This is a genomic window from Catellatospora sp. NPDC049609, assembly GCF_040675365.1.
Lineage (GTDB): Bacteria > Actinomycetota > Actinomycetes > Mycobacteriales > Micromonosporaceae > Catellatospora.
This window is the reverse complement of the sequence record NZ_JBFAOU010000008.1, coordinates 35,795-58,393: the sequence shown is the minus strand read 5'-3', so window position 1 is coordinate 58,393 and position 22,599 is coordinate 35,795. Positions and strand designations below refer to the sequence as shown.

At 72.8% G+C, this 22,599-nt stretch carries 17 protein-coding genes; 9 read left to right on the top strand and 8 right to left on the bottom strand.

Going from position 1 to position 22,599, the window contains the following annotated elements; translation table 11 throughout:
• Nucleotides 1-15: 15 nt before the first annotated feature.
• On the bottom strand, nt 16-909 hold the full coding sequence (locus tag AB0J67_RS03920; protein ID WP_363475958.1) for an NAD-dependent epimerase/dehydratase family protein: 894 nt from the start codon (nt 907-909) through the stop codon (nt 16-18).
• A 215-nt stretch (nt 910-1,124) separates the two neighbouring features.
• Between AB0J67_RS03920 and AB0J67_RS03915 the strand changes: the two genes are divergently transcribed.
• Entirely contained in the window at nt 1,125-2,318 is a 1,194-nt protein-coding gene (locus AB0J67_RS03915) for an MFS transporter (protein ID WP_363475957.1), read from the top strand.
• A gap of 62 nt (nt 2,319-2,380) precedes the next feature.
• Here AB0J67_RS03915 and AB0J67_RS03910 read toward each other — a convergent pair whose 3' ends face one another.
• The 5 genes from AB0J67_RS03910 to AB0J67_RS03890 all read right to left on the bottom strand — a co-directional run bounded on the left by AB0J67_RS03910 (nt 2,381) and on the right by AB0J67_RS03890 (nt 8,373).
• Nucleotides 2,381-3,550: a hypothetical protein gene (locus AB0J67_RS03910; protein WP_363475955.1), complete on the bottom strand. Its 1,170-nt coding sequence runs from the start codon at nt 3,548-3,550 to the stop codon at nt 2,381-2,383.
• A gap of 140 nt (nt 3,551-3,690) precedes the next feature.
• The gene (locus AB0J67_RS03905) at nt 3,691-4,146 is read right to left on the bottom strand and encodes a hypothetical protein (RefSeq protein ID WP_363475953.1); all 456 of its coding nucleotides are present in this window, start codon (nt 4,144-4,146) and stop codon (nt 3,691-3,693) included.
• Between the two features lie 140 nt (nt 4,147-4,286).
• Nucleotides 4,287-5,549, bottom strand: coding sequence for an amidohydrolase/deacetylase family metallohydrolase (locus AB0J67_RS03900; RefSeq protein ID WP_363475951.1), 1,263 nt, complete (start codon nt 5,547-5,549; stop codon nt 4,287-4,289).
• 72 nt (nt 5,550-5,621) lie between these two features.
• Nucleotides 5,622-6,524, bottom strand: a complete 903-nt coding sequence (locus AB0J67_RS03895; RefSeq protein ID WP_363475949.1) for an HAD family hydrolase — start codon at nt 6,522-6,524, stop codon at nt 5,622-5,624.
• A 1-nt stretch (nt 6,525) separates the two neighbouring features.
• Nucleotides 6,526-8,373: an arylsulfatase gene (locus tag AB0J67_RS03890; protein WP_363475947.1), complete on the bottom strand. Its 1,848-nt coding sequence runs from the start codon at nt 8,371-8,373 to the stop codon at nt 6,526-6,528.
• A 114-nt stretch (nt 8,374-8,487) separates the two neighbouring features.
• On the opposite strand from AB0J67_RS03890, the gene AB0J67_RS03885 reads away from it, so the two are divergent.
• The 6 genes from AB0J67_RS03885 (at nt 8,488) to AB0J67_RS03860 (ending at nt 15,504) form a co-directional block, all read left to right on the top strand.
• Nucleotides 8,488-9,195: a hypothetical protein gene (locus AB0J67_RS03885; protein ID WP_363475945.1), complete on the top strand. Its 708-nt coding sequence runs from the start codon at nt 8,488-8,490 to the stop codon at nt 9,193-9,195.
• Between the two features lie 97 nt (nt 9,196-9,292).
• Nucleotides 9,293-10,039 (top strand): DUF308 domain-containing protein, encoded by a 747-nt coding sequence (locus tag AB0J67_RS03880; RefSeq protein ID WP_363475943.1) that lies wholly within the window; start codon nt 9,293-9,295, stop codon nt 10,037-10,039.
• A 59-nt stretch (nt 10,040-10,098) separates the two neighbouring features.
• Nucleotides 10,099-11,007 (top strand): formylglycine-generating enzyme family protein, encoded by a 909-nt coding sequence (locus tag AB0J67_RS03875; RefSeq protein ID WP_363476058.1) that lies wholly within the window; start codon nt 10,099-10,101, stop codon nt 11,005-11,007.
• A 72-nt stretch (nt 11,008-11,079) separates the two neighbouring features.
• Nucleotides 11,080-12,678: an alpha-lytic protease prodomain-containing protein gene (locus tag AB0J67_RS03870; RefSeq protein WP_363475942.1), complete on the top strand. Its 1,599-nt coding sequence runs from the start codon at nt 11,080-11,082 to the stop codon at nt 12,676-12,678.
• A 34-nt stretch (nt 12,679-12,712) separates the two neighbouring features.
• Nucleotides 12,713-13,978, top strand: coding sequence for a hypothetical protein (locus tag AB0J67_RS03865; RefSeq protein WP_363475940.1), 1,266 nt, complete (start codon nt 12,713-12,715; stop codon nt 13,976-13,978).
• A gap of 197 nt (nt 13,979-14,175) precedes the next feature.
• Nucleotides 14,176-15,504, top strand: a complete 1,329-nt coding sequence (locus AB0J67_RS03860; protein WP_363475938.1) for an ATP-dependent 6-phosphofructokinase — start codon at nt 14,176-14,178, stop codon at nt 15,502-15,504.
• Between the two features lie 168 nt (nt 15,505-15,672).
• On the opposite strand, the gene AB0J67_RS03855 is transcribed toward AB0J67_RS03860, so the two are convergent.
• Nucleotides 15,673-16,152 (bottom strand): hypothetical protein, encoded by a 480-nt coding sequence (locus AB0J67_RS03855; protein ID WP_363475936.1) that lies wholly within the window; start codon nt 16,150-16,152, stop codon nt 15,673-15,675.
• A 175-nt stretch (nt 16,153-16,327) separates the two neighbouring features.
• On the bottom strand, nt 16,328-18,982 hold the full coding sequence (locus AB0J67_RS03850) for a glucosidase (protein ID WP_363475934.1): 2,655 nt from the start codon (nt 18,980-18,982) through the stop codon (nt 16,328-16,330).
• Nucleotides 18,983-19,152: 170 nt separating this feature from the next.
• Between AB0J67_RS03850 and AB0J67_RS03845 the strand changes: the two genes are divergently transcribed.
• Both AB0J67_RS03845 and AB0J67_RS03840 read left to right on the top strand, forming a co-directional pair.
• Complete coding sequence (locus AB0J67_RS03845; RefSeq protein ID WP_363475932.1) at nt 19,153-21,075, top strand: amylo-alpha-1,6-glucosidase; 1,923 nt, start codon at nt 19,153-19,155, stop codon at nt 21,073-21,075.
• A gap of 147 nt (nt 21,076-21,222) precedes the next feature.
• Complete coding sequence (locus AB0J67_RS03840; RefSeq protein ID WP_363476056.1) at nt 21,223-22,557, top strand: glycosyltransferase family 4 protein; 1,335 nt, start codon at nt 21,223-21,225, stop codon at nt 22,555-22,557.
• Nucleotides 22,558-22,599: the final 42 nt, after the last annotated feature.

Here is a 22,599-nt window from a genome sequence, read left to right as displayed (position 1 = left end):
CCGCAGCGTACCGGCTCAGGGGCGCGGGTTGTTCCGCACGAACTCGGCGATGTACTCGTCCAGGGCGACCTTCGGCTCCCAGCCCAGCGCCCGCACCTTGCTGTTGTCGGCCCGGCCGCGGACGCGCTCGCCACGCTTGGCCGGGATCATGACGTACTCGGTGCCGAACATCTTCGCGACCTCGGTCAGCTCCCACTCCTTGCCGCAGCCCAGCAGGTAGCCGTCGCCCTTGCCGCCCTCGGCGGAGGCGAGGATGCCCGAGATGATGTCGGAGATGTGGGTGAAGTCGCGGGTCTGCGTGCCCGGGGAGACCACGGTCAGCGGCTCGCCGGCCAGGTACTGCCGCTCGAAGATGCCGATCACGGTGGCGTAGGTGCCCGCGCTGATCTGGCCCGGCCCGTACGCGTTGTAGAAGTACGTGATGACGTAGTCGAGGCCGTACCACTCGCCGTAGTTCTTGATCAGCTCGACGTTCTTGGCCTTGGTCCACGCGTACGGGTTGAGGTGCTCGTCGCGCCCCTCGTTGCCGAACTTCGAGCTCGACGCGGAGTAGACCAGCCGCGCGCCGTGCTGGGCGCAGAACCGGACGACCTCCTTGGTGCCGTGGGTGTTGTACTCCCACGTCCGGTCGAACTCGTCGAAGGACTGCACGATGCGCGCGTACTCGCCCAGGTGGAAGACCATCTTCGGGGAGTCGAGCCCGTGCTCCGCCCAGATCTTGAAGATGTCCACGGTCGAGCCGTCGAGGTAGGTGACGCGCGGGTCGTCGACCTCGTTCTCGTGCAGGCCGGTGAAGTAGTTGTCGACGGAGACGATCCGCGCGGCGGGGTGGGTCTCCAGCAGGGCGCGGATCAGGTGCGTCCCCACGAAACCGGCACCACCGGTGACCAGCAGCGTCTCGTTCGTCATGTTCTCGGCTCCCGCAGACTCGACATCACCGGCACAGCCCGGCCGGGGGCGGGGAGCAGGCACGGCAGCTCACCCGATGCCTGGCCAGGGCGCTAGCAGCATACAGCGGTGGCGGCGGGCGGGACCGGGCCGGTTCGCCCCATTGTCACCCGCCATTCATGATGTTCGCAGCACGCACCCACGCCCGGCACCCCGCACACCCCCGGAGGCGGCCCATGACCTCGCCAGTGTCCGACCCGACCGCGCCGCGGCGCGACCGCCTGGCGGTCAGCCTGCTCTTCCTGCTCTACGGCGTGATCCTCGGCACGTGGACCGCCCGCATCCCGGCGGTCAAGCAGGGGCTGGGCCTGACCGACGGGGAGCTGAGCCTCGGCCTGCTCGCGTTCGCCGCCGGGGCCATCCTCGGCATGCAGGCGGCCGGGCGCCTGGTCGACCGGTTCGGCACCGGCCGGTTGCTGCTGCCCGTGGCGCTCGCCGACGGCCTGCTGCTGGTCTCCCCCGCGTACGCGCCGAACCTGGCCGTGCTCGCGGCGTGCCTGCTGGCCTTCGGCGCCACGCACGGGCTGCTCAACATCACCATGAACGCGGCCGCGGTCGAGGCGCAGCGGGCCCGGCAGGCGCCGATCATCTCGTCCTTCCACGCCGTGTACAGCGTCGGCGGATTCCTCGGCGCGGCGATCGGCGGGCTGTTCGCGTACGCCGGGCTCGGTGCGGCGACCACGTTCCTCGGGGTCGCCGCGGCGGTGGCCGCCACCGCGACGGCGGCCGCGCGGCTGCGTCCCGCGCCGGTCGCGCCACCCCCGGCCGGGCCCGCCGAGCGGGCCGACGGCGGGCTGCGCGGCGTGACCTTCCTCGGGGTGCTCGTCTTCTGCTGCCTGGTCGGCGAGGGCGCGGCCGCCGACTGGAGCGCCGTGTACCTGCGCGACAGCCTGGGCAGCTCGCCGGGGTTCGCCGCGACCGCGTACGCCACCTTCTCGATCATGATGATGGCGGGACGGCTGGTGGGCGACCGGCTCACCGCCGCGCTCGGCGCGGTCCGCCTGGTCCGTTACAGCGGGGTGCTGGCCGGGGTCGGGCTCGGCCTGGCCCTGCTCGCCGGGCACCCGGTCGCCGGGGTCGCCGGGTTCGGCCTGCTCGGCGCGGGCCTGGCCTGCATCGCGCCGCAGGTCTTCGCCGCCGCGGGCAGCCAGGACCCGGCGCGCGCCGGGCAGGCCATCGCCCGCGTCGCCAGCCTCGGCTTCCTCGGCTTCGTGGTCGGCCCGCTGGCCATCGGCGCGCTCGCCGAGCTGACCGGCCTGCCCGCCGCCCTGTCCGTCCCCGCCGTGCTCGCCCTCTTCGTCGCCCTGGCCGCACCCTCGCTACGCCCCCGCCCGGCCACCCCACCCGTCTCGGCCCCCGCCCCCGGCTGAGAAGGAAGGGCACCTTCTTATCGCCATACGTAGCGGAAGGGCACCTTCCTAACGCTTGGCCGCTACCTGCGCAGCGTCGACGACGTGACGGTGGGGTTGCGGGCGCCGAGGAAGAAGATGCCGGGAAAGCCGCTGGTCTCGAAGCCGTCGCTGGGGTTGCGGCGCAGCGTGGAGCCCTCGATCCGCATGGTGCCGGTGCGGTCGTTGCTGACGAAGAAGATGGCGCCGCCGCCCTCCTCGGCATGGTTGTCCTGGATGATCGTGCCCGCGACGCGGACCGTGAACAGGTTGCCGTCGGTGTAGATCGCCCCGCCGCTGCCGCCGCCGGGCTGCCCGGCGCGGGCCGGGTTGGCGCCCCGGCCGATCGCGCTGTTGTGCGTGAGCAGGCTGTTCAGCACCACCCAGGACACGCCGATGCTGCTCAGCGCGCCACCGTTGGAGCAGCGCCCGCCCAGGCCGGGCCCGCCGCCGAAGGTGCTGTTCACGACGTACACCGGCAGGCCCTTGGACTGGCTGAGCACCCGGATCGCCGCGCCGCCCACGTCCGGGCCGGTGGTGTCGCAGCGGTTGCGGATGAAGCGGGAGTTGACCACCTTGAGCCGCCCGCCGCGTACGAAGATCGCGCCGCCCCCGCCGCCCTCGGCCGTCTCGCCGGTGGAGTTCCCGTCGGCGAAGGTCAGGTTCTGCACGGTGAGCTGCGGGTGGTCCTGGTCCTGGCAGTGCGAGGTGGTCCAGCCCTGGGCCTTGTCACAGGTGTTCATGTAGAGGATGCGGCGCTTGCCGCCGCCGCTGAGCGTGATCTTTCCGCCGCCGTCGAGCACGATCCGGGGCCCGTTAGCGTTCTTGATCTTCGCGGTGGCCTGCATGGTGATGGTGAGCGGGTCCGGCCCGCAGTCGAACGTGATGACCCCGCCGGCCGCGACCGCCGCCACCACCGCCTTGGACGTGCAGCTCGCGGGCGTGCCGTCGCCGATCACCCGGGTCGGCTTCGCGGTGTTCACCGCCCGCGCCTCGGCCGGCACCGCAGCCTTGCCCTTCGGATTGCCGGTCGCGAACGCCGCCGCGGCGGGCCTGGCCGACGGCGAGACGCTCGGCGCCACCGACGGCGCCGTACTCGCCCCCGCCTCGACCCACCCCGCCTGCGGCGCAGCCGGGGCCGCATCGGTGCCGCACCCCGCCGTCGCGACGGTCAGCACCACGGCAAGGAACGCGGCAAGCCCTGAGTTACGCACCGAAGGATGCTAATCCCCCACCGGGCTCCCCGCCCGCCGCGCGAAGATCACGACGATCTTGCGCGAACTGTTAGGGATTTGCCCGGTTCAGGCGTGTCGTACCCACAGTCCACGCAATATCGGCGCGGCGGGGTGGCGGGTCAGCGGGGGGTGGGGTTGGCGGCGCCGCAGATGGCGATCATCTGGTCGGAGAGGGCGTCTATGCGGGTGACGTCGAGGTTCTGGAGTGACTCGACGGTGGTGAGGCTTTTGCCTTGGGTTTCGAACTCGTCGGCTAGTTGGCCGAGGGTGGATTTGACGTCGGCGGCGTCGGCGGTGGCGGCGTCGGTGCGCAGGTTGGCGGCCAGGTCGACGAGGGAGTCGCCGGCGCTCTGGACCGAGCGCTCGGCGGCGGGGAGGTCGCCGGAGTCGGCGGCCTGGGTGACCTTGGTGAGTTCGCGGGCGAAGACGGTGAGGCCGTCCTCGACCGTCTTGGCGGTCTTGGTGCAGACCTGCGGGGTGGGCTCGGCGGCCGCGGCGGCTGAGGAGCCCAGGCCGAGGGCGGCGAGGAAGGTGCCGGTGGTGAGGATGCAGGCTGCGCGTGAGAGGCGTCGCATGACGTCCTCCAATCGGGGCCACGGCGCCGGCCGGGAGAGCCGACCCCCAAGGTGTCCATTCTCCGTCCGTGGCCGGAGGCGATGGGCGGACTCCGCTGAATACGCCCTGGCCGGGCGCTGGGGGGCGTACCCTTCCTTGATCAACGATCAGGTGGGCGGGGGAACTGGTCGGCGAGGTCGTCGGGGGTGACCAGGGGGGTGGTCAGCAGGTCGCGGATGCGGCGGTCGCGGGCGGCCAGCGCGGTGCGCTGGGCGGCGGTGAGCGGGATCCACGGGGGCGGCGGCGCGGGCAGGCGGGGCGGCAGCAGGCGGCCGGCCAGGTAGGTGGCCTCGTTGCGCAGGCGCAGCGGGGCGGTGCGTCGCCGGCCGTGCACGTCGGCGACGGGGAACGGGCCCGGCTCGACCGCGAAGACCGCCAGGTCGGCGGGCACGCCCTCGGCCAGCGTGCCGGTGCCGGCGGCCAGCGCCAGCGCCCGTGCCGGGGCGACGGTGGCCGCGGCCACCACCTGCGCCAGGGTCAGGCCCGCGGCGAGCAGCTTCGCCATCGTGGTGGGCAGGTCGAAGACGGGGCCGTGCAGGCTGCGCCCGTGCAGGTCGGTGGAGACGGTGTGCGGCGGCATGCCCGCGGCGAGCTGCGCCTCCAGCACGTCGAACGCGAACCCGCCGGAGCCGTGGCCGAGGTCGAACAGCACGCCCGCGTCGTACGCCCGGCGCAGCGCCGGGTCCAGGCCGCCCCGGCCCAGCGCGATGCCGCTGGCGCAGTGCGTGACGACGTCGCCCGCGCGCAGCAGCGGCAGCAGCTCGCCGACCGTGGGCGGAGCCGCGCCGATGTGGACCATGAGCGGCAGCTCGCAGGCGCGGGCCACGGCCAGCGCCCGGCGCAGCGGCTCCAGCCCGTGCGGCCCGACGGTCTCGGCGTCGATGCGGGCCTTGATCCCGACGACCAGGTCCCGGTGCGCGGCGACGGTGGCGACGGCCAGGTCGGTGTCGCAGTGCGCGAGGTCGCGCGACTCGCCGGTGCGCCCGGTCAGGCCCACCGCGGAGATGTTGAGCAGCACCGGCACCCGCACCTGGTAACCGCCGATCGCCCGGCGCAGCGCGGGCAGCGCGTACGCCCCGGCGGAGCCCGCGTCGACCCAGGTGGTGACGCCGGAGCACCAGGCGACCGGGTCCGGCTCGATCCCCCAGTACGTGGCGCCGGGGTGGACGTGCGTGTGCAGGTCGACCAGGCCCGGGGTGACCAGCCGCCCGGCCACGTCGACGACCTCGCGCGCCGCTTCGCGGGGCAGCCCGGCGGCGACCGCGGCGATCCGGCCGCCGGACACGGCCACGTCGAGCACCGCGTCCCGCCCACTGCCCGGATCGAGCACCCGGCCGCCGGTGAACAGCAGGTCGTACGACATGGACGCCTCCCCGGCCCGCGCGGTGTCGCCGCCGACCCTACGCGGCGGCGAGCGCCGGCGGCACCGGTCGGCTCAGGGCGGGAAGACGGTCGCCCAGTCGTCGCGCATGCTGACCACGGTCCAGCCCTCGCGGCGGCCGATGTCGACGATGGGCTCGGTGTCGGCGACGGTCACCGCGGCGGAGGCGTACGCGTACTCGCGCTCGCCGTCGTCGTGGTGCACCAGCAGCGCCAGGCTGGGCGAGCCGGCCGCCTGCGCGTACTCGAGCATCTCGCGGTCGCCCGCGGAGTTGCCGGCCGCGAAGATGGGCCGGCGGCCCAGCTGCGTCTGGATGTGCTCGACCTTGGCCCGGCCCTCGTTGATCTCGCCCAGCGCCTGCGCCGTGCGCACCAGCGCCGGTCCCTCGCCGCGCTCCTCGAAGTGGTACTCCACCAGCGTGCCCACCACGTCGTCGGGCGCGACGCCGTAGAGCTGCCTGCTGACCGCGCGGACGAACTCGGTGCCGCCGCCGGTGACGATGAAGACCGCGAAGCCGTGCGCGCGCAGCGCCTCCAGCAGCTCCAGCATCGGCTGGTAGACGAGCCTCGGGTACGGCACGCCGCGGTCCGGGTGCTTCTCGGTGTCCATGAACTCGCGCACCCGGCCGGCGAACTCGTCCGGCGTCCAGCCCGCGCACAGCTCCAGCAGCGCCATGGCGACCCGCTGCAGGCCCAGCTCGCCGAGCGCGGCCCGGTCGCCGTCGAGCAGGGCGCGGTACTCTTCGCGCCCGCCGAGGCCGGGATCCCGCTCGACCGCCTGGTGCAGGGTGCGGACCAGGAAGTCGTACTGGATGTAGCCCGGGCGCTCGCACCACAGGGTGCCGTCGTTGTCGAGCACCGCGACCCGCTGCTCGACCGGCACGGCCAGCGCCTCGTCCAGGAACGAGGCGATGGCGTCGCGGGTCGGGCCGGGCCGCCAGGAGGGCAGGAACGGCACGTCAGTGACTCCCTATGCCGTCGAGCATCTTCTCCATCACCTGGTCCAGGGTGAAGCTCGCCGCCGCCTGCCGCGGTGGGAACTCCCGGAAGCTGGCCAGGAAGTCCGCGGTCAGCTTCTGCGCCGCCTGCAGCATGTACGCCCGGTCGATCATCCACTCGTAGTAGGAGTTCGAGGTGACGTCGGCCCGCTCGAACGGGTCGGTGCGCAGGTTGAAGATCTTGGGCACCCGCAGCGGCGTGAAAGGCTCGGCCCACACCCGCAGCGTGCCGGGCGCGCGCTGCTCCATGAAGACCAGCTTCCAGTTGTCGAACCGGATCGCGGTCAGGTCGCCGTCGTCGGAGAAGTAGAAGAAGCCCTCGCGCGGGCTGTGCGGCTCCCCCTCGGTCAGGTACGGCAGCAGGTTGAACCCGTCCAGGTACACCCGGAACGTCCTGCCCCCCGCCTCGTGCCCCGCCTTCAGCTCCGCGGCGATGTCCGGGTCGCCGGCCGCGGCCAGCAGGGTAGGCAGCAGGTCGAGATGGCTGACGATCTCGTTGGAGACCCAGCCCGCGGGGATCCGGCCGGGCCAGCGCAGCAGCGAGGGCACCCGGTAGGCGCCCTCCCAGTTGGAGTTCTTCTCGTTGCGGAACGGCGTCATGGCGGAGTCCGGCCAGGTGTTCAGGTGCGGGCCGTTGTCGGTGCTGTACATGACGATCGTGTCGTCGGCGATGCCCAGCGCGTCGAGCAGGCCGAGCAGCTCGCCGACGATGCGGTCGTGGTCGACCATCACGTCGTGGTAGTCGGACTGCCACCGCCCCGCCCAGCCCTTGATCTCCGGCCGGGGATGGGTCTTGAAGTGCATGTGCGTGGTGTTGAACCAGACGAAGAACGGCGTGTCCGCCGCGGCCTGCCGCTCGATGAAGTCGGCCGCGTGCGCGAACACCTCGTCGTCGATGGTCTCCATGCGCTTGCGGGTCAGCGGGCCGGTGTCCTCGATCTTCTGCCCGCCGCCCGGCAGCGCCCAGCAGTGCAGCACCCCGCGCGGCCCGAAGTTGCCGCGGAAGTCGGGGAAGGAACGCGGGTCGGGGTAGTCGGCGTGCTCGGGCTCCTCCTCGGCGTTGAGGTGGTAGAGGTTGCCGAAGAACTCGTCGAAGCCGTGCGCGGTCGGCAGGAACTCGTCCTTGTCGCCCAGGTGGTTCTTGCCGAACTGGCCGGTGGCGTACCCGTGCGGTTTGAGCAGCTCGGCGATGGTCGGGTCGGCCGCGTGCAGGCCGAGGTCCGCACCCGGGAAGCCGACCTTGGACAGGCCGGTGCGGAACACCGCCTGCCCGGTCAGGAACGCCGAGCGGCCCGCGGTGCAGCTCTGCTCGCCGTAGTAGTCGGTGAACCGGACGCCCTCGGCGGCGATCCGGTCGATGTTGGGGGTGCGGTAGCCCATCAGCCCGTCGCTGTAGCAGCTCAGGTTGGTGATGCCGATGTCGTCGCCCCAGATCACGAGGATGTTCGGCTTGCGCCCGCGGGCGCCGCCCGCACCGGCGGCGCGGGGCGCGGTCTTGCGGGCCGGGCCGCGGTCGGCCCGCTCGGTGGCGCGGCCGGGAGGCGCCTTCTTCGCCGCCGCGGGGGCGGCCGCCTTCTTGCCCGGTCCGGCCGGGCGGCCGGTCGCCTTGCCCGCGGCCGCGGGAGCGCCCGCCCGTTTCGCGGCGGAGGCCGCGCGTTTCGTGCCGGAGGGCGTGACGGCGGGGGTGGTCTGCGCGACCACCGCCTTCTTCGCCACCGTCTTCTTGGCCACCGTCTTCTTGGCCGCCGCCTTCTCGGCCGGGGCCTTCTTCGCCGGGGCCTTCTTCGCGGCGGACGGGGTACGGGCCATGTCGCTCCTCCAGACACAGTGGTGCCGCGTTCCAGTATTCCGGGTGATACGAACCAAGTTCCCGTTTTGGACGTATTGCCTTGCTACCGTCGCGTTCAGACGATGGAGGCGGACGTGGGTGCCTTGCAGGCTGCCATGTGGGGTGGCATAGCGGCGTTCTCGCTGGTCGTCGGCGCGTGGCTGGCGTTCCGCCGGAGCCCGGTGCCCGCGGAGCGGGTCGGCATGGTGATGGGGTTCGGTGCCGGCGCACTGCTCGCCGCGATCGCCTACGAGCTGGTGCCGACCGGCTTCAACCAGGACCTGCTGCTGTTCACCTCGTTCGGGCTGGGCGCGTTCGTCTTCTTCTGGGTGGACCACCTGGCCACGGGGCGGCGCAGCATGGGCGCCGCCTCGGCGGACCGGTCGATCGTGGTGGGCTCGCTGCTCGACGGCATCCCCGAGTCGATCGTGCTGGGCGCGGGCGTCGCCGCGGGCGGCGAGGTGGCCGTCGCGTTCCTGGTCGCGGTGTTCGTGTCGAACCTGCCGGAGGCGCTCGGCGCCACCTCCTTCATGCGGCAGGCCGGGCATACGCGGGCCCAGGCGTACCGGGTGTGGTGGATCATCGTCGCGGTCTCCGCACTGTCCGCCGCGCTCGGCTACCTGGCGTACGACATGGTCCCCGGCTCCGACGGCGGCTACGTGGAGGCGTTCGCGGCCGGCGCGGTGCTGACCATGCTGGCCGACTCGATGATCCCGGAGGCCTACCAGCTGGGCGGCAAGGCCACCGGGCTGCTCGCCGTGCTCGGCTTCGCGGTGGCCGGCGCCCTCTCCGGGCTTGAGTGACGCCGCGACTATCAGGAGGAATTAGCGAAATGCCGCATCAGTGGATGAGGCGGTGCATAGTCTGCAAGCGGATGAATCTCAGCTTCCAGGAGGACAGATGAGCACCGCATCGCCCAGTCCCAGCGCCGGCCAGCCCGGCCCGCTCGGCAACGCGGCCTCGACCGGGGCGCACGCCGCGCCGACCGAGCCGATCGCCACCGGGGCCGCGAGCGCGTCCACCGCCGCGACGCCCGGCCCCGTGCCGCCCGGGACCACGGGCACCGACGTGTTCGCCTCCGGGCAGGCCGCCATGGCGTCGAAGGTGCCGTGGTGGCTGTTCCTCATCACCGGCGTCTGCTGGATCATCGTCAGCTGGCTGGTGCTGGCCTTCAACCAGTCGCCGGTACGCAGCATCGGCACCGTGGCCGCGCTGGCCGGCATCATCGTGCTGGTCGCCGGCGTCTTCGAGCTGTTCCAGGCGTTCACCGCGCCCGGCTGGCGGTGGCTGCACGCGATCCTCGGCGTGCTGTTCCTGATCACCGGCATCGTGTGCTGGGTCAACCCGGGCGGCACCGTGTTCTGGCTGGCCGCCTTCGTGGGGTGGTACCTGCTGTTCAAGGGCGCGGCCGACATCGTGCTGGCGTTCCTGACGAAGAAGGAGCACGACGGCTGGTGGCTCGGCCTGATCATCGGCATCATCGAGGTGCTGCTGGGCTTCTGGGCCGCCGGTCGCTGGTTCCGCTCGTTCGAGCTGCTCATCGTGCTCGTCGGCGCGATCTGCCTGGCCCGCGGCATCACCGACTTCATCATGGCGTTCCGGGTCCGCGACGCGAACAAGCGGGCCCGGCTGGCGGCCCACCCGTGAGCACGCCGGTCACCCTGACCCGACCGGGCCGCGACGGCGCCACGCCGCCGCGGCCCGGCATGGTGTGGCTGCCCGGCGGCAGCTTCCGGATGGGCTCCGACGCGCACTACCCGGAGGAGGCGCCCGCGCACACCGCGCGGGTGGACGGCTTCTGGATCGACCGGCATCCGGTCACCAACCGGATGTTCGCCGCGTTCGTCCGGGACACCGGCCACGTCACCGTCGCCGAGACCGCCCCCGACCCGGCCGACTACCCGGGCGCCGACCCAGGGCTGCTGGTGTCCGCGTCCGTCGTGTTCGTCAAGCCGCGGCACCGCGTCGACCTGCGCGACATCCGCAACTGGTGGCAGTTCGTGCCGGGCGCGGACTGGCGGCACCCGTACGGGCCGGGCTCGTCCGTCACCGGCCTGGACGACCATCCCGTGGTGCACGTGGCCTGGGCCGACGTCGCCGCGTACGCGGCCTGGGCCGGCGGCGACCTGCCCACCGAGGCCGAATGGGAGTACGCCGCGGGCGGCGGCGCCGCCGAACCGGCCGAGTTCGCCTGGGGCGACGAGCTGACGCCGGGCGGGGAGCACCGGGCCAACCTGTGGCAGGGCGAGTTCCCGCTGCTCAACCTCGCCGCCGACGGCTACGAGACCACCGCGCCGGTCGGCTCGTTCCCGGCCAACGCCTTCGGGCTGTTTGACATGATCGGCAACGTATGGGAGTGGACGTCGGACTGGTACTCCGCGCACCGGCCGGGCGGGCGGCACGCCTGCTGCGCCCCGGCGTCCGCGCGCGACGCCGAGCAGGGCAGCTACGACCCGGCCACGCCGCAGGTGCGCATCCCGCGCCGGGTGATGAAGGGCGGCTCGTTCCTGTGCTCGCCGGACTACTGCCGCCGCTACCGGCCCGCGGCCCGGATGGCGCAGGCCGTCGACACCTCCACCTGCCATCTCGGGTTCCGCCTGGTGGCACGTCCTTAACGAGCCCGATTCACGAAACATCGCTATGATGCCCCGGTTGTTCTCGAGACGCCGAGTACGGGGAGGTCAGGCGTGTCGCGAAACCGTCGCGTGATCATGTCCATCATCGCCGCCACCGCGGTCGCCCTCAGCACGGGCACGCTGGCAGCGGCCGGGGTGATCCCCGCCGCGTGGCACCCGCCCGCCGGAGATCCCGTGCCCGCGGCCGCCGCGGATCCCGCCACACCGGACGGCACCACACCGGACGGTGCCCCGGCCCCGGCCACCTCGCCGGCCGCCGGGCAGCGCGCGGCCGGCCCGACCGGCGCCACCGCCGCGCCGACCCCCGCCGCCCCCGCGCTGCACGCCCCGAACTCCGTCGCCTACCTGCGGGCGACGTACGGCGTCAGCGAGGCCGAGGCACTGCGCCGGCTCGCGCTGCAGCAGTCCGCATCGGCGGTGGCCGCCCGGCTGGCGGCGCGCATGCCCGACGAGTACGCCGGGATCTGGCTGGACCAGCAGGCGGGCGGCCTGCTGCGGGTCGGCGCGACCCGGCCCGACCGGGTCACCGCCGCGTTGGCCGGGGTCGCCGGCGCCACGCAGGTGCGCGCCGTGCCCGCCGCGCGCTCGCTGCGGTCGCTGCAGGCCACCGCGCGCACGCTGGCCGCCGACCTGACCGGACACGCCGGCGTCCAGGTCGCCGTGGACACGCCCGGCAATCAGGTCGTCGTGACGGCCGCACCGGGCGCGGACGAGACCGCGCTCCGCGCCGCGCTGGCCCGGGTCGGCGGCGCCGCACGCCTGGAGCGCCGCAGCCTGCCCGCCACCGAGCTGAAGAGCTGCGACCCGCTGGACTGCCTGCAGGCGCCGGTGCGCGGCGGCATCCGGCTCGACGTCCCGCGCGACGACGGCACCGTCGGCGGCTGCACCACCGGCTACACGCTGCGCTCGCGCAAGACCGGCGAGCTGTTCGTGCTCACCGCCGGCCACTGCGTGGTGGCGGGCAGGCACACCCGCATCGACGACACCTGGCACCAGTACCTCACCGTGAAGAAGCCCGTGGTGTTCGAGCACCCGGACGCCTCCCTGCGGGCGCTGCTGGGCGAGAACTACCAGAACGACGACCTGCGGGACTACGCGATCATGCCGTTCCCGGACGCGGCGACCGCTGCCTTCTGGACCGGTCCGGTGGTGCCCACCCGCACCGGCTGGGCGCGGAACCCGCTCGGCCTGATCAACACCTGGTGCCCGGGCGGCGGTTGCGGGGGACGGCCCATCGCGGTCACCGGCTTCACGCCGGTCACGAACGTCGTGCCCGGTGCGGTGGTCTGCGCGACGGGATCGGCGTTTACGCCCGCCGCGGGAGAACCGATCGTCGACTCCGGTGCCGGCGTGGGCTACCTGCCCGGCACCCGCTGCGGCACCGTGCTGGCCATCAGCCCCGGTGGGCTGGTCACCGTCAAGATCTGCGCCCGTGCCGGCGACAGCGGCGGGCCGCTGTTCACCGAGGCCGACGGCCGGGCGATCGGCATCCTGAAGTACGGCGACGCTGGTCTTCCCAGTTGTTCCAACCCTGACGAGAAGAACCACTACGTGCCGGTGGAGTCGATCCTGTCCCGGGTGAACTCGCGCACCGACCTGCAGTTCGAACTGCTCGTCACCGAGACGGTCCCCCGGCCCGACCCCCGCTAGCCGGCGCCGGACCGGCACCGGAGAGGATTCCCCCATGTCGTCCGCCGCCTCCGCCGTCCTGGCCCCCACCCCGGCGGCGGCCCCCGTCGCGGAGCCGGCGCCGCCCGTCCGGCGGCGCCGGCGTGAGCGGAGCCGGGCGCTGGTCGCGCCGCTGCTGGCGTACCTGGTCAGCCATGCCGTGTACACGGTCGCGGCGGCGCTGGTGTCGGAGTCGCACCTGACCGTCGACGGCCGGGTGCGCGCCGACTCGGGGCTCTACGCCCTGGTCGCCTCGCGCGGCTACGAGCTGTTCCTGTGCGACAGCGACCCGGAGCTCGGCCCGATGTTCGCGCCCGGCGCCTGGTGCGGCACGGCCGGCTGGTTCCCGCTCTACCCCGCTCTCATCCGGACGCTCACCTGGCCCACCGGGCTCGGCGAGTACGAGGCCGGCCTGATCGTCACCGAGCTGTCCCTGCTGGCGGCGTTCGTGCTGCTGTGGCGGCTGCTGCGCGGCACCGGCACCGCCCGGCCGGTGGCCTGGGCCGTGCTGGCCCTGGCCACGCTGCTGCCGTCGGGCGTCTACCTCACCGCGGTGTTCCCCATGGCGCTGGCCGTCGCGCTGCTGCTGGCCTGCGTGAGCGCGCTGCGGGCGGGCCGCTGGTGGTGGGCGGGTCTGTGCGGCGCGCTGGTCGCGGCGGCGTACCCGATGGGGGTCGCGGTGGCCGCGATCGGCTTCGGCACGGTGGTGACCCTGCTCAGCCGGGGCGAGCTGCGCCCGGCCGCGGCGGCGCGGGTCGCGCTGGCGGTGTGCGGGCTGCCGGTCGCGGGGCTGCTCGCCGTGTTCGCGGTGCACCGGGTGACCGTGGGGCACTGGAACGCGTACATGATGATCCAGGAGCACTACGGCAACGGCGTGCACAACCCGCTGACCTCGCTCTACCAGCTGGCCACCGAGCCCGCCGTCATCCCGGTCGCCGAGCCCCGCCAGGACCTGCTGTGGGAGCTGGACGTGCACACCGACGCCGAGCTGTGGTGGTCGCTGGCGCTGGTGCTGCTCGCCGTCACCGCGGCGGTGATCGCGTCCGGGCGCGGCACGCTGCGCCGCTACGACGCCGGGCTCGCCCTCTACGCCGTCGCGATCTTCGTCGGGCCGCTGATCGCCGGGCCCGCCGTGTCGCAGTACCGCTCGCACACGCTGCTGCTGCCCGCGCTGCTGGTGCTGCGCCACCTGCCGGCGCGGCTGCTGTGGCCGTACGCCGTCGCGGCCGGGGTCATCGCGGTGCCGATGGGGATGCTGTTCTCGACCTGGCTGCTGTTCTGACCCCGACCGGGTCCGCGGCGGGGCGGGCCGGGCCATGATCGCTGTTTCTGGTCAGGAAGTGCAGTGGCGCTGCACTTTCTGACCGGAAATGGCGATCTTCGGGGGGTGCCCAATGGGCGGGATCTCGGGGTTGTGAGCGTGGCCAGGGGAAATGTCGCCGCGATAGGCTGCGGTCCCCTGATCCATGGAGGACGGCGATGGTTCCGCAGGCCGTTGACCTGACCGTGCGCACCCTCGGCGAGTGCCGCAACGAGTCTCCGCTGGCACCCCTGCTGCCGGACACCGACAGCACCGAGCACTACGTCGACGAGGACGACCGGGTGCTGTTCGACGACACGCGCAGCATGGTCGCCGCGCGCAAGACCAAGCTGGACGCGCTGCCCGGCTTCGAGCCCGGCGGCCCGCGCCGCAAGATCTTCTTTCAGCCCTCGAAGACCCGCGTCGGCATCGTCACCTGCGGCGGTCTCTGCCCCGGTCTCAACGACGTCATCCGGGGCCTGGTGCTGGAGCTGACCTCGCACTACGGCGTCACCAAGATCTACGGCTTCCGCAACGGCTACCAGGGCTTCATCGCCAAGTACGGCCACCCGCCGATCGATCTCGACGCCGAGGCCGTCAGCGGCATCAACGAGTACGGCGGCACCATCCTCGGCAGCTCGCGGGGCAGCCAGGACCCGTACGAGATCGTCGACTGCCTGGAGCAGATGAGCATCAACGTGCTCTTCGTCATCGGCGGCGACGGCTCCATGCGCGGCGCGCTGACCATCGCCGACGTGGTCAAGGAGCGCGGCCTGAAGATCGCCGTGATCGGCGTGCCGAAGACCATCGACAACGACATCCCGTACATCGACCAGAGCTTCGGCTTCCAGACGGCGTTCTCCAAGGCCACCGAGTCGCTGCGCAGCGCGCACGTGGAGGCCCGCGCGGTGCCCAACGGGGTCGGCCTGGTGCAGGTCATGGGCCGCCACTCGGGCTTCATCGCCTGCTACGCCACGCTGGCCAACAACGACGCCGACTACGTGCTGATCCCCGAGGTGCCGTTCGAGCTCGACGGCGACAACGGCTTCCTGGCCCACCTGCGCCGCCGGGTCACCGAACGCGGCCATGCCGTGGTCGTCGCCGCCGAGGGCGCGGGCCAGGAGTACCTGGAGTCCGACGAGCCCGGCCAGGTCGACAAGTCCGGCAACCGCAAGCTCAAGGACATCGGCCTCTACCTGCGCAAGCGCATCGCCGACGACTTCGCCGCCCACGGCATGGAGTCCAGCCTCAAGTACATCGACCCCAGCTACGCCATCCGCAGCGTGCCCGCCAACCCGTACGACAGCGTCTACTGCATCCGGCTCGCGCACGCCGCCGTGCACGCGGCGATGGCGGGCCGCACCGCGATGGTCGTCGGCCGCTGGCGCGGCCGCTTCGTCCACGTCCCCATCGCCCTGGCCATCAGCAAGCGCAACCAGGTGGACCCCACCGGCGACCTGTGGATGTCCGTCCTCGAAACCACCGGCCAGCCCCGCCGCTTCGGCTGAAAGGAAGGGCACCTTCTTAACGCTTTGCGTAGAAGAAGGTGCCCTTCCTAACTCCGGCCGGCCCGCGCGGTCCCGCAGCCGCGGGTTTCCTCGATGAGCTGCGGTTCCGGGGGGAGTGCCGTTGACGGGCGCTCGGTGCCTGCACTTTCCCTGAACCCGCAGGCCGGTTCAGGCGGCGCGGGTGAGGTCCATGGTCCAGTTGAGGTGCCAGGTGGTGCCCTGGTCGTAGGAGAAGGACTGGGTCCAGCGGGGGTGGCCGGCGTCGCGGGTCCACTCGAAACGCACCCGCACGGGACGGCCGGCGAGCACGTCCTCGCACTCGAACACGCCGCGCCCGTCGCGCCAGGCGCCCTCCACCGGCGGGTCGAGGTGGCCCGGCTTGCGGCTGGACGCCCACCAGATGCGCCACACCCGCGCTTGCGGATCGAACTGGCGCAGCGTGAACCCCTCGAACGGCTCCTCGCCGGGCGGGGCGTCGGTCCAGATGCGGTCGACGTGGCCGAGCCCGCCGAGGATCGGCTCCGCCTGCGCGGTCGCGTCGAACTCGATCCACTCGGTGCAGGCAGGGTCGGTGACGTCGCGCAGCTTGCGGTTGCGGACCCGCCACCGGCCGAAGATGAAGTCGAAGTCGGCCCGGCCGTCGTCCATGCTGCTCCCCCCGTGGTGATCGTGCGCTGCCACGATCATGCCGCCCCCCACCGACACTTCGAGCCGCCCGCACTCCGCTGCGCCGCGGCGGAAGATCGCTGTTTCCGGTCAGAAAGTGCAGTCTGACTGCACTTCCTGACCCGAAACAGCGATCATGCAAAGCGTGCGCCCGCGGTCAGCGGAGGCCGCGGGGGCGGTGGCGGGTGAGGATGAGGTCGAGGACGAGGGCGGTCCACCCGCACTGGTGCGTCGCGCCCATCCCCGCCCCGGTGTCGCCGTGGAAGAACTCCGGGAACGTCAGGTGGTCCTTCCAGTCCGGGTGGTCGGACAGCAGCGAGTGCTCCGGCAGGTACGGCCGCTTGCCGTGCCGGTCGGGGATGAACAGCGCGATGAGCCGGTCGGACAGGTCGTCGGCGATCTGGTCCAGCGTCAGCTTCTGCCCGGACCGCGTCGGATACTCCACCTGCAGGTCGTCGTGGAAGAACCGCGCGTAGTGCCGGATCCCCTCGATGAGCAGGTAGTTCGTCGGGAACCAGATCGGCCCGCGCCAGTTGGAGTTGCCGCCGAACAGCCCGTTGGCCGACTCCGCGGGCTCGTACCCCACCGTGTAGTCGTGCCCGCCCAGCCGGATCGTGTACGGCTTGTCCAGGTGGTGCCGCGACAGCGTGCGCAGCCCGTACGGCGACAGGAACTCCTCCGTGTCGAGCATCCGGCTCAGTATCCTGCGCAGCTGCTCCGGCCCGACCACCGCGAGCAGCCGCTGCTGCTGCCCCCCGTCGGAGATCCGGCGCGCGCCGACGACCTCGGTGAACTCGGGCCGGTTGGTGAGGAACCAGCGCAGCCGCGCCGCGATCTCCGGCAGCCGCACCAGCGTCACCGAGCTGAGCGTGGTGGTCGCGCACAGCGGCAGCAGCCCGACGACCGAGCGCACCTTCAGCGGCACCTCCCGCCCGTCGGTGCGGCGCAGCAGGTCGTAGAAGAACCCGTCCTCGTCGTCCCACAGCCCCTGGTGCGAGGCGGCGTTGGCGATGTACGCGAAGTGCTCCAGGAACTTGGTCGCGATGTCCGTCCACACCCGGTCGTGGGTGGCCAGGACCAGCGAGATCTCCAGCAGGTTGAGGGCGTACATCGCCATCCAGGCGGTGCCGTCGGACTGCTCCAGCACGCCCGGCACCGGCAGCGACGCCGACCGGTCGAACGGGCCGACGTTGTCCAGGCCGAGGAAGCCGCCCTCGAACAGGTTGTTGCCGCCGGTGTCCTTGCGGTTGACCCACCAGGTGAAGTTGAGCAGCAGCTTGTGCATGACGCGGGCGAGGAACGCGTAGTCGCGCCCGCCGTCGATCTCGAACACGCGCAGCGCCGCCCAGGCGTGCACGGGCGGGTTGACGTCGCCGAACGCCCACTCGTAGGCGGGGATCTGGCCGTTGGGGTGCAGGTACCAGTCGCGCAGCAGGAGCAGGATCTGCTCCTTGGCGAAGTGCGGGTCGACGCGGGCCAGCGCGACGCAGTGGAAGGCCAGGTCCCAGGCGGCGTACCAGGGGTACTCCCAGGGGTCGGGCATGGAGATGACGTCGAAGCTGGTCATGTGCCGCCAGGCGCTGTTGCGCCCGAACCGGCGGCCCTCCGGAGGTGGCGGCGAGGCCGGGTCGCCGTCGAGCCAGCGCGCGACGTCGTAGTGGTAGAACTGCTTGCCCCACATCAGCCCGGCCACCGCGGCGCGCACCACGTGCGCCTGCGCCTCGGGTGTGCCGGGCGGCACCAGCGCGGCGAAGTACTCGTCGGCCTCGGCCTTGCGCGCGTCCATGACGTCGTCGAACTCGGCGCCGAGCGAGGGCGTCGGCCGCTCCCGGCCGCCGGGCGCGGCAAGCTGGGTCAGCCGCAGCCGGATCTGGCCGGTCTCCCCCGGGGGCACGGTCAGCACGTAGTGCAGCGCGGCCTTGGTGCCGGTGCACTCGGGGTTGACCGTGGGCAGCCCGTGCACCACGTGGTCGGCGATGCCGTCCTTCGGGTAGTCGGGCGTCTCCTCGTACCCCCACAGCCGGCGCGCGTTGGTCTCGTTGTCGCAGGCCAGCGGCTCGGGGGCGCCGTCGCCCTGCAGGGTCAGCCGGCCCAGGATGCGGTGCCGCCCGTGCAGCCGCCCGCCGCCGTCGACGCGCTCGCCGACGATCTCGGGCTTGTCGTCGCGGCCGGGCAGGCCCCACGACCAGGTGTTGCGGAACCAGAGCGTCGGCAGCACGTGCAGGGTGGCGGGCTCCGCCGCGCGGTTGGTCACCGAGACGACCATGCACAGGTCGGTCGGGCCCGCCTTGGCGTAGTCGACGGTGACCACCCAGTACCGGTCGTCGGCGAACACGCCGGTGTCGGCCAGCTCGTACTCCGGCTCGGAGCGGTCCAGCTGCCGGTTGACGGCGACCAGCTCGGAGTACGGGTACTCGCGCTGCGGGTAGTGGTAGCGCCACGACATCCACGAGTGCGTCGGCGTGGAGTCGGTGTACCACCAGTACTCCTTGGCGTCCTCGCCGTGGTTGCCCTCGTTGCCGGTCAGGCCGAAGATGCGCTCCTTGAGGATCGGGTCGGTCCCGTTCCACAGGCCGAGCCCGAAGCAGAAGGTCTGCCGGTCGTCGCAGATGCCGGCCAGGCCGTCCTCGTTCCAGCGGTAGGCGCGGGAGCGGGCGTGGTCGTGCGGGAAGTACTCCCATGCGGTGCCGTGCTCGCTGTAGTCCTCGCGCACCGTGCCCCAGGCCCGCTCGGACAGGTACGGCCCCCACAGCCGCCAGGGCTCCGCCCCGGCGTCGGCGTCCGCCAGCCGCCTGCGCTCAGCGTCGCTCACTCCCTCTCCTCGCTGCCCCGCCCACCGGCGTGACCTGCCGACCACCTGGTTCGCTCGCTGCGCTCGCCCACGCGATGATTGTCCCCCGGCTCTGTTACACCTCTGCGTAACTTTGGCGGAGTCGCGTGATCGGTATCCCGATTGCCCCGGTTTTCTGCCAGAGTCGTTGCATGCGATTCGGGACGCAGACATGTGGTGACCTCGCGCTGGGCGCGGCACGGGAGTGGGTGGTCGCCGACGGGCGCGGCGGCTACGCGATGGGCACGGCCAGTGGCCTGCGCACGCGCAGGTACCACGCGCTGCTGGTGGTCGCGGGTGACACTCCCGCCTCCCGCCACGTCGGCCTGGCCGCATTGGATCCGGTGGTACGCGTCGGCGGCGGCGCACCCGTCCGGCTGGCCGTGCACGAGTGGGCCGACGGCACCATCGCTCCGCAGGGACACCTGCTGCTGGAGGAGTTCGCGCTGGTGGACGGCCTGCCGCGGTGGCGGTGGCGGATCGGCGCGACGGTGCTGGAGCGCGAGCTGGCGGTGCGGCACGGCTCGTCCTGCGTCGCCGTGATCACCCGCCTGGTCTGCGGCGGCCCGGTCGAGCTGTCACTGGAAGCCCTGTGCACCTGGCGCGACCAGCACGGCGAGCGCCACGCGGGCCACCTGCCGGTGCACGAGGCGGCCGCGGGCGCGGTCGTCGCCGACGCCTACCGGCTGCGCGGGGCGTTCACCCGCGGCGGCGTGCCCGCGCCGGACGGGGCGCGCTGGTCGCCGGACGGGACCTGGCTGCTCGGCGTGCACCACCGGATGGAGGCCGCGCGCGGTTACGTGCCGCACGAGGACCTGCTGCTGGCGGGCCGGTTCACCGCGCTGCTGGCCGAGCCGGGTGACGCGCTGGAGGTGACGGCGTGGGCCGGTGACCTGGGCGTGGAGCCGCCGCCCGCGACGGACATCGTCGAGGCGGAGCGGGCGCGCCGCTGGTCGCTGGCGGCGGGCGCGGCGGACACGGTCACCACCACGCTGACGCTGGCCGCCGACGCCTTCGTGGTCACCACCGCGGCCGGGCCGGACGTGGTCGCGGGCTACCCGTGGTTCGGCGCGTGGTCACGCGACACGATGACGTCGTACGAGGGCCTGTTCCTGGCCACCGGCCGCGCCGAGCAGGGGCGCGAGCTGCTGCGGGCGTACGCGGCGACGCTGTCGGAGGGCATGCTGGCCAACACCGCCGACGGGGGCACGGTCGGCTACAACACCGCCGACGCGACGCTGTGGTTCCTGCACGCGGTCGACCGGCACGTGCGCGCGGCCGACGACGACGACCTCGCCGCCGAGCTGCTGCCCGCGCTGGACGGGATCCTGGCGGCGCACCTGCGCGGCACCCGCTACGGCATCAAGGTGGACGAGAGCGACGGGCTGCTCGTGCAGGGCGCCGACGGCGAGGCGCTGACCTGGATGGACGCGCGGGTCGACGGAATGCCGGTGACGCAGCGGGCGGGCAAGGCGGTCGACGTCAACGCGCTGTGGTGCAACGGCCTGGCGGCGCTGGCCGCGCTGCGCGAGCGGGCCGGGCGGCACGCCGACGACGTGCGGCGGCGGCACGCGGTGACCGAGGCCGCGTTCCGGCGGCGCTTCCCCGCACCCGCCGGGCACCTGCATGACGTGCTCGATCCCGACGACGCCGCGCTGCGGCCGAACCAGCTGCTGGCCTACGCGCTGCCGTACGCGCCGATGGAGCCGGACCCGGTGGTGCTGCGCCGGATCGCCGACGCGCTGCTCACCCCGCTCGGCCCGCGCAGCCTCGACCCCGCCGACCCGGCGTACCGGCCGCATCACGGCGGTGACCTGCGCGAGCGGGATCGCGCGTACCACCAGGGCACGGTGTGGCCGTGGCTGATCGGGCCGATGAGCGACGCGCTGCGCCGGGCCGGGCTGCCGACCCGCGACCTGCTGACCGGGCTGGTGGCGCACCTCGGTGACCACGGCCTGGGCTCGGTCAGCGAGACCGCCGACGGGGCCGCGCCGCACCGGGCGACGGGCTGCCCGTTCCAGGCGTGGAGCGTGGCCGAGACGTTGCGTGCTCACCTCACGTCTACCGACCAGTAGCAGAGCGTAACAGACACGAAACACAAGGTCCCCAGTCCGAAATCGGTATCAGTCAGACTTTGTACAACCCCAATGGCGTACAGGCACCGAGTGTCCGGTGCCTGGTTCCGTGTGCCCGGGTTGTCACTGCGAGGGGGCCGCATGACCATGAACCTTCCCGTTCCATCGGGTCCGCCGACGGCATCGAAGCCGCTGCGGATCATGATGCTTTCCTGGGAGTACCCGCCGGTTGTGGTCGGCGGGCTGGGCCGGCACGTACACGCGCTGGCCAACTCGCTCGTGATGGCGGGGCACCACGTCACCGTGGTCACCCGGCACGCGCCGGGCGCGCCGCTGGAGGAGTACGCTCCCCCGCCGGTGCCCGGCGTGCAGGGGGTGCGCATCGTCCGCGCACCCGAGGACCCGCCGCTGTTCCCCCTGGCCACCCCGACGCTGCTGGCCTGGACCATGGCGTTCAACCACACCCTCACCCGGGCCGCGCTGCGGGCCGCCGAGGCCGACGACTACGACGTGATCCACGGCCACGACTGGCTGGTCACGCACACCGCGGTCACCCTGGCCGAGCACCTCGGCAAGCCGCTGGTCGCCACCATCCACGCCACCGAGGCGGGCCGCCACCAGGGCTGGCTGCCGGAGGACCTGAACAAGAGCATCCACTCCGTCGAGTGGTGGCTGGGCCACCGCGCCTGCCGGGTGCTGGTCTGCTCGGAGTACATGCGCTGGGAGGTCACCCGGCTGCTCAACCTGCCCATCGGCAAGGTCGACGTCATTCCCAACGGCGTCGACGGCCGCGTCTGGAAGGCGCCCGCGCAGAAGGTCCGCGAGGCCCGGTCCCGGTTCGCCGGGGACGGCCCGCTGGTCGGCTTCGCCGGGCGGCTGGTCTACGAGAAGGGCGTGCAGCACCTCGTCGACGCGGTGCCGCAGCTCGTCGACGAGCACCCCGGCCTGCGGGTGGTCATCGCGGGCGACGGGCCCTACCGCGAGCAGCTGGTCGACGCCGCGCACCAGCTGAAGCTGGAGAAGACGATCAGCTTCATCGGGTTCCTGTCCGAGCGGGAGCTGCCCGCCGTGCTCGCCGCGACCGACGCGACCGTGGTGCCCTCGCTCTACGAGCCGTTCGGCATGGTGGCGCTGGAGGCCGCCGCGGCGGGCGCGCCGCTGGCCGTCGCGGCCACCGGCGGTCTCGCCGAGATCGTCGAGCCGGGCGTGACGGGCATGACCTTCCCGCACAGCGACCCGGACGCGCTGGCCGGCGCGGTGGGCACGCTGCTGGCCGAGCCGGTCAAGGCCAAGCAGATCGCCAAGCGGGCGCTGACCATGGTGTCCAAGCGCTACGGCTGGCAGACCATCGCGGCCACCACGGCGCAGTCCTACCGGCACGCGATCGCCCAGGAGCCCTCGTTCCAGGCCGACCGCCTGGCCGAGCAGGCCGGCGGCGAGCGCCCGCTGATCGTCGTACCCGACGGAAACCTGCTCCGGTGACCGTCTCGTTCCGATCTCCGTTCGTTGGTCAACAGGAGGCGG

Excerpts from the sequence above, each read along its gene's own strand:
- AB0J67_RS03915 (WP_363475957.1), top strand. The coding sequence starts at position 1,125 with ATGACCTCGCCAGTGTCCGACCCGACCGCGCCGCGGCGCGACCGCCTG.
- AB0J67_RS03875 (WP_363476058.1), top strand. The coding sequence starts at position 10,099 with ATGGTGTGGCTGCCCGGCGGCAGCTTCCGGATGGGCTCCGACGCGCAC.
- AB0J67_RS03840 (WP_363476056.1), top strand. The coding sequence starts at position 21,223 with ATGAACCTTCCCGTTCCATCGGGTCCGCCGACGGCATCGAAGCCGCTG.
- AB0J67_RS03845 (WP_363475932.1), top strand. The coding sequence starts at position 19,153 with ATGCGATTCGGGACGCAGACATGTGGTGACCTCGCGCTGGGCGCGGCA.
- AB0J67_RS03890 (WP_363475947.1), bottom strand. The coding sequence starts at position 8,373 with ATGGCCCGTACCCCGTCCGCCGCGAAGAAGGCCCCGGCGAAGAAGGCC.
- AB0J67_RS03860 (WP_363475938.1), top strand. The coding sequence starts at position 14,176 with ATGGTTCCGCAGGCCGTTGACCTGACCGTGCGCACCCTCGGCGAGTGC.
- AB0J67_RS03880 (WP_363475943.1), top strand. The coding sequence starts at position 9,293 with ATGAGCACCGCATCGCCCAGTCCCAGCGCCGGCCAGCCCGGCCCGCTC.
- AB0J67_RS03865 (WP_363475940.1), top strand. The coding sequence starts at position 12,713 with ATGTCGTCCGCCGCCTCCGCCGTCCTGGCCCCCACCCCGGCGGCGGCC.
- AB0J67_RS03900 (WP_363475951.1), bottom strand. The coding sequence starts at position 5,549 with ATGTCGTACGACCTGCTGTTCACCGGCGGCCGGGTGCTCGATCCGGGC.
- AB0J67_RS03855 (WP_363475936.1), bottom strand. The coding sequence starts at position 16,152 with ATGGACGACGGCCGGGCCGACTTCGACTTCATCTTCGGCCGGTGGCGG.
- AB0J67_RS03905 (WP_363475953.1), bottom strand. The coding sequence starts at position 4,146 with ATGCGACGCCTCTCACGCGCAGCCTGCATCCTCACCACCGGCACCTTC.
- AB0J67_RS03920 (WP_363475958.1), bottom strand. The coding sequence starts at position 909 with ATGACGAACGAGACGCTGCTGGTCACCGGTGGTGCCGGTTTCGTGGGG.